Source organism: Amycolatopsis sp. WAC 01375, assembly GCF_003947325.1.
In the GTDB taxonomy this organism is placed as follows: domain Bacteria; phylum Actinomycetota; class Actinomycetes; order Mycobacteriales; family Pseudonocardiaceae; genus Amycolatopsis.
This window is the reverse complement of sequence record NZ_QHHW01000059.1, coordinates 76,784-89,678: the sequence shown is the minus strand read 5'-3', so window position 1 is coordinate 89,678 and position 12,895 is coordinate 76,784. Positions and strand designations below refer to the sequence as shown.

Below are 12,895 nucleotides of genomic sequence, written 5' to 3'. Positions count from 1 at the left end.
TAACCCCACGACATGGCCGTCCGGCAGTGCCGGACACGGCGGAACAATCGCACGATGGTCGGGCATCGTCCCTTAGCGGTCACCATCGGAAGTCTTTCGGGTGTCTCGACGGCCCGGCTTCCCGCTGGACATACGGCCGCAAGGCCCGAGTACAACCCGGTACGAGGACCTTTGGCAACCACTTAGTTCGCAGAGAGAAGGCTCGTTCATGACCGTGCGGCTTCGGTGGCAGGAGCCACTGTGCACCGCGTTGCTGGCCACCACGATGATCGGCGTCGGCCAGGCGTCGGCCGCGGAAGACCCGGCGATCGGCAGCGACGGCTACGTGCACGTTTCACCCGATGGAACCGTCCTCGGTGCCGACCCCTACTACCCCAAGGACGGGAACGGCGGCTACGACGTCACCGACTACTCGATCGCGCTCGACTACTCGCCGTACTTCCTGATGGTGGGCGGCAAGGCGACGATCACCGCGACGGCGCTGCAGGATCTGAGCCGGTTCAACCTCGACCTGCGCGGGCTCACGGTACGGTCGGTCACCGTCGACGGCGTGGCCGCGACATTCCAGCGCGCGGGTGAACACGAGTTGGTGATCACCCCGCGGACCCCGTTGGCCGAGGGCGCGAAGTTCACCGTCGCGGTCCGCTACGACGGACGCCCGGCACCGATCACGACGGCGCGCGGCAGGACGGGGTGGCTGACCATGGCCGACGGCTCGGCCGTCGCCACCGGCCAGCCGCACTCGGCGATGACCTGGTTCCCGGTCAACGGCACCGAAGTCGACAAGGCGACCCTGCGGGTCTCCGTCACCGTTCTGAACGAGTATTCCGTGGTGGGCAATGGTCTTCAGGTGTCGGACGTGCCAGCGGGGCCCGGACGGCACACCGTCACCTGGGCGGAGGAAACCGCGCTCGCGCCGAATACGGCGATGCTCGGCATCGGGCGCTGGCAGATCGACAAGATCGCGCTTCCCGGCGGGCGGACCGCGACCAACGTCTACGATCCCTGTGCCACCGGTAAACGGGCGATCGGCGACCGGCTCCCCGAGGTGCTGGAGTTCCTCGCCGGCAAGTTCGGTGAGTACCCGCAGGCGGCGGCGGGTGGGCTGTTCGTCGACCGCGACCTCGGCTACGTGCACGGAGCGCAGACACGGCCGGTGTACGGCCGTTCGGCGACCGTCTCCGATCTTGTCTACGCCACGGCTTACCAATGGTGGGGGGCCGGGGTGACCAACAAGATGTGGCGCGACGCGCTGTTGCCGGAATCCTTCGCGCGCTACGCGGTGTGGTTGTGGGATGAGACCGCGAACGGTGTCGACATGGACCAGCGTTACCGCGAGCTGGTGGCGGCCGGGGACGCGGCGTTCTGGGCGCCCAAACTCACCGATCCCGGCAAGGGGACCGAGTTCGTGCCCACCACCAAAGCGGTGCTCATGGTGCATGCCTTGCGCCGCCTGATCGGCGACGAGCTGTTCTTCCAGATCGCGGAGGGTTTTCCGTTGATCAACCTGCAGGGCAATCAGAATTGGCACGACTTCACGCTCTACGTCTCGGCGGTCACCCAGCTCGATCTCACCGAGTTCAACCACGCCTGGCTCGAGGGCACGGTTCGACCGCCGGACGCGGTTCTCTACCCGGGCCCGCTTACGCCACGGCAGTGATCCTTCCCGCGCGGGCGACGGTGACGTATCACCCGGCGCCCGTGCGGGACTCCAGGTACCTGGCGTAGATCGGCGCTTTTCTCGCTTCCGCCCAGTAAGTCTCGACCATTGCCGCGGCCAGTTCCGCCTTTCGCCCGGCCACGAAGGTGTCCCGGTGCCAAGCGATGACCTGCCTGCGCGGCAAGACTTCTCCGGCCAGCGGCCTGGTCACGATACCGTCGCCTTTCGGGTCGCAGATCGGTTGTGACAGCCCGATCGCGCCCGCCTTGACGACCAGCAGCGCCACCTGCTGCGAAGTCACCTGATGCGTGATGGACGGCGTGAAACCGTTCCGTGCGCACGTGTCGACGAAGTACTTCGTGAACGTGTTCGCCGATGACCCGGACACCATCACCCAGGGGTCGGTCCGCAGGTCGCGCAGGTCGACGGTCTTCTCGCGGGCCAGCGGATGGCGTTCCGGCAGCAGGACGAAGGTCGGCTCGGTCGCCACCACCGCAGTGTCCACTCCCTCTGGTACTTCCAGCTCGTACCCGGGATAGTCCTTGGCCAGCACCAGTTCCACGCGCTGTTGTGCCAGCAGCGAGACCAGTCTCTCCGGGTGGTCGTCGTGGACCATGGTCACTTCCGACACCTCGGGCCACAACCTGGCCACCAGCGAAGGCAGCTGCGCCACCAGCGCGCTCGCCACCGCCGCCACCCGGACGACGCCGGGCGGGCCGCTGGGGCAGCTGCGCTGCTCGATGTCTTCGAGCAGTTTGTCCAGCTGTGGCAGCAAAGCGGCGGTGCGGCGCAACAGCAGTTCGCCCATCGGCGTCGGTGTCACGCCGCCTTCGCACCGGTCGAACAACTGGTAGCCCAGCATGTTCTCCAGCCGTTTGAGCTGCGTGGAAACCGCCGGTTGGGTGACGCCGAGAGCGATCGCGGCACGGGACAGGCTGCCCGTATCCGCGATCGCCCGGATCACCCGCAGGTGCTGCACATCCAGCTGTACGACGCCAAACTCCTTTGTCACGAACGAGCTTTCGACCCGCCGGAAGAAGTCACCACCACGGGCGCCGAGGCGCCCGTGGTTCGTCTGCCGATCAGAATATACAGTAGGAAAGCCGCGAAAATGGAGTTCACCGTGGGAATTCCCCACGGGAACCAAATGCCCACCGCGGCGCCTGCCACCCAGCACATCAGCGCGGCGGGAACCCACGACGGACAGGTCGAAGGCAGTTCCCCCGAGGCGCGGGTGGCGTCCAGTTCCGGTTTCCAGCGCCGGACCACGTAGTACTCGGCGATCACCACCCCCGCCACCGGCGGCGTGAGCACGCCGACCCAGGTCAGGAAGGCGGTGAAATGGTCGAGGATGCCGATCGCGGAGAGCACCGTGCCGAGCCCGCCGAGCAGCAACGTCGCGGCGGTGCGGTCCAGCCGCCGCGACAGCAGCACCTGGACGGCGTTCACCAGCCCGAGCGAGGACGAGTAGAGGTTCCAGTCGTTGATCTTCAGGATCGCGGTGACCAGGATCAGCGTGCCGAGCACCCCCGACGACGAGGTGATGATCCCGACCACGTCGGCGCTTTTCGCCGCGTGCGCGAGCAGCACCCCGATCAGGCCGATCAGGTACTGGCCGAGGGTGACACTGACCAGCGTCTGCTTCACCACATCCGACGCGGTCCGGTTGAAGCGGGTCATGTCCGGGGTCATGATCGCGCCCATGATGAACGCGCCCGCCACCAGTGTGGTGCCCTGCGCCAGCGACATCGACGGCCCCGGCGGCGGCTCGGACATCAGCGCGGGCAGCGAGTGGTCGTCGAGGGCGGTGATGATCGAAAAGCCCGCCAGCGCCAGGAAAGCGGGTACCGTCAGATACGCCGTCCAGGCCATCGCGTGGAAGCCGAACACGACGATCGCGGTCACCAGCGCGCCGCCGGCGAGCGCCCACACCCACACCGGCGGGCCGCCCATCAACGCGTGGAGGCCGTGGGCGAACACGTCGTTCTGCACCCCGAACCAGCCCGCGAGGCTCACCGTCATCAGCAGCCCGACCAGCGAAGACCCGCCGGTGCCGAAGCCCGCCCAGCGCGCGAGCACCGACGTCGAAAGTCCCTCCCGGGTGCCCGCGACGCCCATCAGGATGGTGATGATCTCCAGCAGTACCGAACCGATCGTGATGGCCAGCACCGCGTCCCAGAACGTCATGCCGAAGCCGAGTACCGCGCCGAGCAGGAACTGGTGGAACGAGGACACCTGCCCGAACCGTTGCAGTGCGACGGAAATCCAGGAGTAGCGGCGTTCGGCGGGCACCCGGCGCAGGGAGAAGTCGTCGTGTTCCACCGTCACTCCACCCGTTCCGGGACGGCCTGCTCCGGAATGGCTTGTCCGGAGACAGTGTTTTCGAGGACGACGAAGCCCTGGCCCGGGCTCGGCCGCCAGGACAGTTCGCGGCGGTAGAGCCGTTCGAGGAACGAGACGCGCTGGTGATAGGCGAACACGGAACTGCCGACCCCGGCCACGGCGACGGTGCCGACGAACATCGGCAACTCGGCCAGGAAGTACCGGACCGCGCTGCGCAACTGGTCACGAGTGGGGTGTTCGCCTTCGGGCAGCCGCTTGTCCAGCACCCAGCCCGTGGCGCCGAGGCACTGCTCGGCGAACTCCGGGTCGGTGGCGAACCGGTGGTGCGCCTCGGAAAGCAGCCCCAGGTAGGCGCGATTGGTGTCGAGGACCGTGGAGTCGAGGATCAGTTCCCGTGAATCCCCTGGGTAGACTTGCTCAAGGGCACGAATGATCTTGTTCCGGGTGTAGTTGCCTTGCCTCAGCGCCTTCTGCGCGGCGCGGACCGGGTTGTAGCCGAGTGCTTCGAGGGTGAACGCGGACGGCCCGTCCGGGACGAAGAAATGGAAACCCTGGAAGTTCGACATCGCCCAGCGAGCGAGATCGGCGATACGATCGACGGTGAAATGGCTGTTGAACGGGCTGACGCCGAGGCAGACGTGGTCGGCTCGCATGAGCGGGTCCGCACAGTGCTCGGTGAGTGGCGATGGTCGAAGCACGAGGACTCCTGATTCGCGTGATGTGCGAGGGAATAGGCGCGTCGACCGAACGTAGCCACCGGCCGTGGGAGCCGGTATTGCCGTCACCGGTTGTCACCGGGTTATGGGAAATCGCGAATGATCTGTGGATATCGGATTACGGGGAGGTCGGTGCAACTTTCGAGGGTGCCCAGTCCGGGGCGCGGTGCGGTATACGAAGTCATGGAGATTCAGGTTCGGCATCTTCGCGTGATCTGTGAGATCGCTTCCCACGGCAGCCTGAACCGCGCCGCGGCCGGACTGGGGCTCGGGCAGCCCGCGCTCAGCCATCAGTTGCGCCGGATCGAGCGGATGGTCGGCGGCCCGCTGTTCCACCGCGACCAGCGCGGGGTGCGGCCCACCGAACTCGGCGCCCTGATCCTCCGCCGGGCCAAGGTGATCGTACTCACCTTCGACGAACTCGAGCACGACTTCCACCGCCGGGGAAGCGAAACGGACACCTCGATCCGCATCGGCTGGAACGACAGCGCCCTCGCCTCGCCCTTGCTCGGCGGCCTGCGAGACCTGTTCACCGACCGGCCGGTCCGCACCCGTGCGGACTCGTCCCGCACCCGGCTGCTCGCGCAGGTCTCGCACCGGGCCATCGATCTCGCGCTGATCATGATCTGCGGCAAGCGCGTCCTCCCGGTGCCACCGGGGGTACGGACCATGACCCTTGTGCGGGAGCCGTCGTTCGTAGCGGTCCCGGCCGGGCACCGGCTCGCGACCGGGAAGGAGATCGACCTCGCCGAGCTCGCCGGCGAAGACTGGATCGTGTCGAGCGGTGGTGACGGATGCCGTGCGGTGTTCCGTGAGATGTGCCTCGCGCACGGGTTCGACCCGAGGATCACCCATGACGTGGACGTGGACGTCACCCGGGAGCACCTCGTCGCGGGCGGGTACGGCGTCAGCCTCGTCCAGCCGACCCGGCCCGAGGTGGACGGCCTGGTCATCCGGCCGCTGACCGGCTCACCGATGAAGCTCCGTCATGTGCTCGCCTGGCACGAAGCCGGCCCTTGCGTGCCAGGGATCCAGGAACTGGCCGCCGGAACCTCCGCCGAGTACCGGCGAATGGCCGAAAGATCCGCACCCTATCGGACCTGGCTGGAGCGGCACGGCGAAATGGTGGCCGGATAACCCGCTGGCATGCCGAGGCGGCACTAGAGCGACCACGGCGACTGGCCGACGATGGAATTCGTCAATCACGGTCGTCGGGAAGGGTTGCCATGCTGCCTTTGATCACTCGAACGGAATTGCTCTCCGAAGTGGAGGCCAGATCGGTGGTCGTGGTCGACACCATGCCGGTCGCCTATTACGAAAAGGAGCATATACCGGAAGCGCGTAATATTCCGGGCTTTCCCTACGAGGAGGCCGCCGAGTTCACCGATCGGCTGGCTCCGTCCGTACTTCCGGACAAGAGTGCCGCGATTGTCGTCTATTGTGCGAACACGCCGTGCCGTAACAGTGAATTCGTCGGACGGCGGCTGGTGGAACTCGGCTATACGGACGTCCGCAAATACCGCGAAGGCATCGAAGACTGGGTCGCGGGCGGGTTGCCGACCGAGTCTTCGTCCTGAGTGGACCCCCCGCAACGAAGGAGTGCACCTTGTTGAGGTTCAAACGATTCATCGGCCTGATGGCCGGCGCGCTGGCGCTGGTCGTGAGTTTCGGCGCACCGGCCTCGGCCGCGCCGGCACCGACGGCCGCGAACGTGGTCACGGTGACTTCGGCCAACTACGCCGAGGTCATGGAGATTTCGCGGCAGAAGCTGGTCATCCTGGACTTCGGCGCCACCTGGTGCCCGCCGTGCCAGCGGATGAAGCCGGTGATCGAACGGCTCGCCGCCGAGTACAACGGCCGGTTCCTGCTCGGCGAGATCGACGTCGACCAGAGCCGGGACCTGTCCAGCCGGTACAACATCCGCTACCTGCCGACGCTGATCGGCATCCGCAACGCCGCCGAACTGCCCAACTCGCGGAACGTCGGCTACCCCGGTGAGGCGCGGCTGCGTGCCTGGATCGACGCCCAGCTGGCCAAGGGCTGACCTGACCGAGGACCTCGGGGAGAAACCCTTCGACCCACCGCGCTGAAAGCTCTCCCGGGTCTGCGTGACGTGCCCGGCGCTCACGGACGGAGGTGTGCCGTCCAAGAGTGCCGGGCACCCGTCGTTTTCTTGAGAGGAAGGCTGCGAAAGCCACTTTCGCAACGTTCAAGGTTGCGAACGTGGCGTTCGCAACATCGTCGGTGGAGACGGGGCGTGGGTGGCCACCAGACCCACCACGCCATGTTTGCCTTACCCCTCAATGGTGCAGGTCAGGGCGGGCGACTGCCGGTGTCGGACTCCTGCGCACGGCTGTCCCGTATCCAGGCGGGGACGGGTGAGCCGATTCTCTTCGATCGCCAAGACAGCCCGGATCTCCGACCGGCTGAAGCAGGACAAGATGACCGAGAAGGCATACGAAAAGGCCCACGAACCGGCTATCAAGAAACTCGCTGTCAAGCTGGAAACCGAACGCGGGTTCCGTACATTCAGCCCGAAACGGGTCCATGTGGGCGCGAGGGATCGTTGGGGTAGGTCGTGACATCGACTGTAGCATTAATAATCGATTATCTTAGGGATGGTCTATGATCGCCGGATGAACGTCTCGTCGTCGCCGGAGAAACAGATGCTGTCCGAGCAGGTCTACGTACACCTGCGGGACGCCATCATGCGTGGGGATTTCGAGCCCGGCGCCGCTCTCAAACCTCAGGACCTGGCCAAGGCCCAGGGCGTGAGCCTGGCCGTGGTGCGCGAAGCCTTGGTGCGGGTGGTCGGCGACGGGCTGGCGGACAGGCTGCCCAATCGAGGGTTCGCCGTCCCGGCCTTCTCGGACCGTCGTTGGCAGGAGATCGCCGAAGCACGCCGGACCATCGAACCGGTCATGCTGCGGTTGTCCATCGAGAACGGCGATGTCGACTGGGAATCACGGGTGCGGGCCGCTCACCACAAGCTGGCCCGTACTCCGGTGTTCGTGCCGGAAGAGGGCGAATACCTCAGCGATGCCTGGTCGGAGGCGCACCGCGTCTTCCATCGCACTCTGCTGGAGGGATGCGGGAACCCGGTCCTACTGGAGGTATTCGACCGGATGTGGACCGCGAGCGAACTGGCTCGCCGGTGGTCGGCGCACCGGACGCCGGGTCGTGATGGTGTCACCGAGCATCGCCGCCTGGAGGAGGCGACCCTGGCGAGGGACGCGGACACGGCTGCCGCGGTGCTCACCCGGCACCTGACTATGACGGCAGCAGGGCTGATCGAGCATCGGGGATCGTGACCGGTCCGAGCAGGGTCCGAGTGCTGTCCAGGAGTTGCTGAAGGCCCTGCTCGAACGACGACGTCGGGGAATTCGACGCCGGCGAAGGAAACCACCTGAACGACCTGGAGTTGCCGTGCCGTCTCGCTGACGTCCGGGTAGCGGCACGGTCGGAGCAAACCGGACATAAACGATAGTCGGAAAAAGATCTCGACATGGTTCAACACTCCGCCCGCCGTCGGCGTATTCCCCATGCGGTGCCCCATAAAGGTGGGACGCCTCGACGGAAGAGAGAAAGCGCAAGTGAGAAATTCTCAGGCAACGCGCCGGATGATTCTCGGCGCGGCCGTGATTGCCTTGACAGCCCTACCAGGTACTGCCGCATTCGCGGACACCTATTCGTCCACCGCACAGAATCAGGGATCCGGGTCCTTCGCGGTTGAAGCGGGGAACGACCCGGCCAGTGCCGATCCCATTGTCGCCGCTCCACAGAACAACACCCTGGCCGTCGATTCCAACCATGTGCTCGCCGTGGGCGCCAACTCGGAATCAACGGGTCTCAACGTCTACTCCGTGCCGGACGGCAATAAGCTCTTTGAAATCCCGGGGTACAAGGCGCCGCGGAGTGTCATCTTCGCAACGCAAGGCCTGACCTTCACGGTGACGGACAGCATTCTGGGCGTCGTGGACCGGATCGAGCTGACTCGCGCGTCCTGGACTATGGAGCGGCTGCCGCTGCTCCCTGGTACTTTCGGTTCCGCGCAAAGCAGTGATGGCAAATGGCTCTACGTCAACAATTACCTGGAGAACACCGTCACCAAGGTCGACCTGTACTCCGCCGACGGTTCGATGAAGATGAACGCGACCTTCGCGAAGTTCGATCAGCCTCGTCAGGGCATCAAGCTCTCGTCGGACGACAAAACCCTGTATGTCACCAACTACGGTAATGGAGTGAAAAGCAAGATCATCGTGACGGACGCGGACACCGGCACGAGTCGACGCGAGATCACGGGTTTCGAGAAGGACAGCTCGGGTGTACCCGGTACGGGTCTCCCCGGGCTGCGTGGTCTGACCGCCAGGGACAACAAGCTGTACGTCGCCACCAGTGGCGATGACTCCGTGCGTGTCATCAGCGTCGCGGACGGCGATTTCGGCACGGGGCTGAATAAGTTCACGGTCGGAGATGACCCTTACGGTGCCGTGGTTTCACCCAACGGCGATACCGTTCTGACGGGGAACAAGGACAGCAACTCGGTCTCGATCATCAACCTGACCACGGGAACGGTGAGCGCTCCCTTGACCGACCCGATGCACCTGAATGGGCCCCGTCAGGCGATCGTCTTCCTGGACGAGTCGTCCGCTTTGGTGCTGAATGGCGACCTGACCCTCGCGAAGATCGACGTTGCGAACGGCAAGGTGGACCCGGGATATCCCAGGCCCAAGGAGTCGTGAAGCGCTGGTGTCGACCACCTGAAGTGAAGCCGCTCGGTCGCGGACTGCGGTGACCCCCTCATCGCACCCGTGGGCTGTGACCGAGTAAGTACCTTCCCGGGCCCTGCCGAGTTCTCGCCCAGCTCGGCAGTCGCCCGGGAAGGTACACCTCGTCGAGCGGATGTCGGCCGTGCCTGGCCGCCACTTGCCTGAGTGGGAGTTCTCAGTGTTCGGCCTGGCGCCGCGAGTCGTCCGCCTGGACACGCGTGTCGTCCATCTGAGCACACGTGCCGTCCCCGAGGTCACGCGAAACCGCCCGTTCGCAGGGTGGCGCGGCTGGGGAGTCGTGAGTGGTAAGTGTCGTTCTAACGACACTTACCACTCGCGACGACCCCTACGTCAACGCCCGCTGCCACACCGACAACTATCCACAATGGACAAACTGACTGCTGGCGGACCATTTGTCGTCATTGCGTTAGAACGACCATTGCCGCTCACGACTCCCGTGCAAAGCATTCAAATCGGACACCTTGGTGTCCTTTGTGGACAATGTGCGCCACGAAGTCCCGCTGTGCGGTCGACGGGGCAGCCTGTGCGACAGGGCTGCCTTCGAAAATGATCGGGTCGTTGGCGATGATCCCGACTTGATGAAGTGATGTGGTCATATCAGTTCACCGTTTGTCAGTGTTGGTTTCGTCTTCGGCGAATCGTTCCGGTGGTAGCCGTTGGCGATGTCTCGCACTCACCTGAGCATGCCTGTGCACGCATTGACATTCGATCCCAGCTGCTGCCGAATCAGTGGTACTGCCGGCTATGCGCCGTCGGCGGGCGTGCCGGGTGCGACGGCCTTCCGGCGGCGGCCGAAAGTCATCCGGGAGAGGAGGCCGTCGCGGAGTACCAGAGTGTGGAAAAGGACGGCGAGCATATGCGCGGTGAACAGGAGGAACAACGCGTAGGCCAGCAAAGTGTGCACTTCGCGGAACCAGGAGTAGAGATCGAGGTCCGCTGGTGTGATCCGCGGCAGGTGGAGGGAGCCGAACAGGATCACCGGCGTACCCGAAGCGGAGACCATCGCCCAGCCGACCAGCGGTTGCGCGACGAGGAGTGCGTACAGGAGAAGTTCCGAACCGGTCGAGGCGAGGCGTTCCAGCCTGCCGAGATTCGCGGCGGGCGGCCGGCGCCGTAGCCGGTTCACGATCCGGACGACGGCGAGCACCAGGACGAGAACACCGACCGGGCGGTGGATCGCCTGGAGGAACCGGTAGTCGGCGATCGAGGCCACCATGGCGAACCCGATGAGCAGCATGGCCACCACGAGTACGGCCATCGCCCAATGCAGGACGCGGCTGAACAAGGTGAATCGTTCCGGCGCGGTCACGCGCGCACCTCCTTGAACTGCACGGCGCTGGGTTGCTTCGGTTCACCGGCTCGTCGGCGGAATGACTGCGCGTATACGGCGGAACGGGCGCTGAGCAGCGGATCGTCGGACACGGCCAGTCCCGCGGGGAGCACGGTGGGATCGAAGTTGAGGTCCCTGGCATTGCCCTCGGCTTCCGCTTGGGCACTGGTGATGGTCAAGGTGCCCGCGGTGATCCTGCGCCGGTAGTCCGGCCAGGGGACTGTGGCATCGTCGGTGGGATCGCCCGGATCGCCGACGGTCAGTACCAGCCGCCAGGACAGCGGGGCCTGCTCGACCGCCGCGACGACGCCGTCGAACAGTTTGCCGTCGCCTTCGGCGGGAGCCGGAACGGGCGTGTGCGGTCCAGGCTCGAAAGTCCAGCGCACCGGGACAGTACGACCGGTCGCGTTCGTGGCGCGGAACGCGTTGAGCCCGTGGAAGGTGCTGTCGGCGAAACCGGCCGTTGGAGGCCTCGCCTTCACGTACGCCATCGCTTTCACGGTTTCGGGGTGCGATCGGAGGAACTCGGCCATGCGAGCGGGGTCGGGCTTGCCGGTGGCGGCGACCGGAGCGGACGCGACGATACGGTCGGCGAACCCTTCCGGTGTGCGATCGAGGAAAACCGGGATGTTGACCATCGCCGTCCGCCACTGTTCGCCGCGGGGAAGTTCGAAGCGGAGCGCGAGACCGCGCACCGTACTGCCGGTGTCCGCCGCGTGCGGCATTCCGCCGGAGAGCGAGAAACGGCCGGTCACCGGGAATTCTCCGGAAGCGAAGACCGACGCCTCGCAAACCTCCGCTCCCGCGCCGTTCGATCGGAACGTCCCGGTCAAACTGACGCCTTTGGCGTGATTGCGGCGGAACCCGTCGTGTTTCCCGTAAACCTGCTCGAAGCGATCCGCGAACTTTTCCGGTGTCAATGCGTCATCCGCCGCGAATGCGCCACTGGTGCCGAGGAAGACCCCGACGTCCGCTGTTCCTATCCCTGCGACGGCGAGCATCCCGAGTAGCGCGCTTCGCCTGGAGAGACCCGAACCCTCGCGATGTTCTTCTTTTCCCACTTAGTCGCCCAATCTGCCGAGTGTTTACGGCAGGTGTACGCACGGCAGGGCGAGAGTGTTGAACAGCCTCGGTATGGCCTGGATCACTGGCCGCGGCTGTCGACAATCGAGCGCTACCAGGATTGTGCGTTCGACACGTCGCGTACCCCGATCGGATCCCGAGCTGGACCGAGCGACGCTGCGGGAGCGTGTCCTGGATGGTTGATTCTGTGAAGCCGGCGTGACTATCGGGGCGGGTGTGACTGGCGAAGCGTCGGCGCCGGGGTCGAGAGTGACGGGGTTTTCGTGGCGCGAAGCCGAAATGGTCGTTCTATTGAGGGGTAAGACAAAGGTGGTGTGCTCGTCAGCTGGGCTGAAGGGGCTTTCGCTGCGCCTGATGCGGCGATGGGCCCCTTCGCGTCCTTGCCGGCGGCGCCCTGTTCGCCTTACGCCTCAGAATCGGCTAGTTGAGTGCGCCCAATGTGGCATGGGGGACCGTGAGCGTCCCCCATGCCACATTGGGCGCATCAGGGCATCGAAGCGGCACCGATCACGGCGCACTCGCGGGGAGAACCTCGCGGCATTGCTCGAGGTCTGGATGACCGAAGCCTCGCCGGCGAGGCTCGCGGCGAGCGCGCGGACCTCATCGAGAAGGGCGAAGTCCGCGACGTGGAACTCGGCTCGAGTTCGGTGGCGATGGCTTCGGTCTTGGCGCCGTGAGTCGACGGGCCGCCGCCACGCCGATCCCGTCACTCACACGCTCGATTGACGTGCCGCAGCGACGTGGGAGCCGATTGACCTTCAAGTGAGGAGAACAGGCCGGGATCCCACTGACGGTGCAGTGGACAACGCTCGCTTCGGTCCGTCCAGACTGGCGGGTTGCCGCTGTCCGATTGGGCGCGACTGTCTGTCCGGATGGACATCAAGGCGTCCTGCGCTCGGTTGCGAGAAGGAACTCGCGTGGTCGGCAAGGCCGGCTCATGCTACCGTTTATCGAGTAAGCTTACTTGGTAAAG

The 12,895-nt window shown here is 65.5% G+C and carries 11 protein-coding genes; 6 read left to right on the top strand and 5 right to left on the bottom strand.

Annotated elements, in window-relative coordinates; translation table 11 throughout:
- The first annotated feature begins 208 nt into the window (after window positions 1-208).
- Complete coding sequence (locus DL991_RS39965; protein ID WP_125789536.1) at window positions 209-1,660, top strand: M1 family metallopeptidase; 1,452 nt, start codon at window positions 209-211, stop codon at window positions 1,658-1,660.
- Window positions 1,661-1,688: 28 nt separating this feature from the next.
- Here the strand turns inward: DL991_RS39965 and DL991_RS39960 are convergent, their stop codons facing one another.
- From DL991_RS39960 to DL991_RS39950, 3 genes are read right to left on the bottom strand one after another with little or no spacing between them, the layout of a single operon-like run.
- On the bottom strand, window positions 1,689-2,672 hold the full coding sequence (locus tag DL991_RS39960) for a LysR family transcriptional regulator (RefSeq protein ID WP_125789535.1): 984 nt from the start codon (window positions 2,670-2,672) through the stop codon (window positions 1,689-1,691).
- Window positions 2,669-3,982, bottom strand: coding sequence for a cytosine permease (locus DL991_RS39955; protein WP_125789534.1), 1,314 nt, complete (start codon window positions 3,980-3,982; stop codon window positions 2,669-2,671). Before DL991_RS39955 ends, DL991_RS39960 begins: the two co-directional genes overlap by 4 nt.
- A 2-nt stretch (window positions 3,983-3,984) precedes the next feature.
- Window positions 3,985-4,701, bottom strand: a complete 717-nt coding sequence (locus DL991_RS39950) for a tRNA-dependent cyclodipeptide synthase (protein WP_125789533.1) — start codon at window positions 4,699-4,701, stop codon at window positions 3,985-3,987.
- 201 nt (window positions 4,702-4,902) lie between these two features.
- Between DL991_RS39950 and DL991_RS39945 the strand changes: the two genes are divergently transcribed.
- The 5 genes from DL991_RS39945 (at window position 4,903) to DL991_RS39925 (ending at window position 9,461) form a co-directional block, all read left to right on the top strand.
- A complete protein-coding gene (locus DL991_RS39945; protein ID WP_125789532.1) occupies window positions 4,903-5,856 on the top strand; it encodes a LysR family transcriptional regulator in 954 nt (317 codons plus the stop codon).
- Between the two features lie 89 nt (window positions 5,857-5,945).
- The gene (locus DL991_RS39940) at window positions 5,946-6,296 is read left to right on the top strand and encodes a rhodanese-like domain-containing protein (RefSeq protein WP_125789531.1); all 351 of its coding nucleotides are present in this window, start codon (window positions 5,946-5,948) and stop codon (window positions 6,294-6,296) included.
- 32 nt (window positions 6,297-6,328) lie between these two features.
- Entirely contained in the window at window positions 6,329-6,763 is a 435-nt protein-coding gene (locus DL991_RS39935; protein ID WP_233599273.1) for a co-chaperone YbbN, read from the top strand.
- Between the two features lie 622 nt (window positions 6,764-7,385).
- Complete coding sequence (locus DL991_RS39930) at window positions 7,386-8,030, top strand: GntR family transcriptional regulator (protein WP_199746559.1); 645 nt, start codon at window positions 7,386-7,388, stop codon at window positions 8,028-8,030.
- 249 nt (window positions 8,031-8,279) lie between these two features.
- On the top strand, window positions 8,280-9,461 hold the full coding sequence (locus DL991_RS39925) for a YncE family protein (protein WP_125789528.1): 1,182 nt from the start codon (window positions 8,280-8,282) through the stop codon (window positions 9,459-9,461).
- A 790-nt stretch (window positions 9,462-10,251) separates the two neighbouring features.
- On the opposite strand, the gene DL991_RS39920 is transcribed toward DL991_RS39925, so the two are convergent.
- On the bottom strand, window positions 10,252-10,818 hold the full coding sequence (locus DL991_RS39920; protein ID WP_125789527.1) for a cytochrome b: 567 nt from the start codon (window positions 10,816-10,818) through the stop codon (window positions 10,252-10,254).
- Window positions 10,815-11,759 (bottom strand): catalase family peroxidase, encoded by a 945-nt coding sequence (locus DL991_RS39915; RefSeq protein ID WP_233599272.1) that lies wholly within the window; start codon window positions 11,757-11,759, stop codon window positions 10,815-10,817. Before DL991_RS39915 ends, DL991_RS39920 begins: the two co-directional genes overlap by 4 nt.
- Between the last annotated feature and the right edge of the window lie 1,136 nt (window positions 11,760-12,895).

What these genes read in the sequence shown, in the direction of transcription:
- DL991_RS39965 (WP_125789536.1), top strand. Translation starts at nt 209, where the DNA reads ATGACCGTGCGGCTTCGGTGGCAGGAGCCACTGTGCACCGCGTTGCTG.
- DL991_RS39945 (WP_125789532.1), top strand. Translation starts at nt 4,903, where the DNA reads ATGGAGATTCAGGTTCGGCATCTTCGCGTGATCTGTGAGATCGCTTCC.
- DL991_RS39940 (WP_125789531.1), top strand. Translation starts at nt 5,946, where the DNA reads ATGCTGCCTTTGATCACTCGAACGGAATTGCTCTCCGAAGTGGAGGCC.
- DL991_RS39930 (WP_199746559.1), top strand. Translation starts at nt 7,386, where the DNA reads ATGCTGTCCGAGCAGGTCTACGTACACCTGCGGGACGCCATCATGCGT.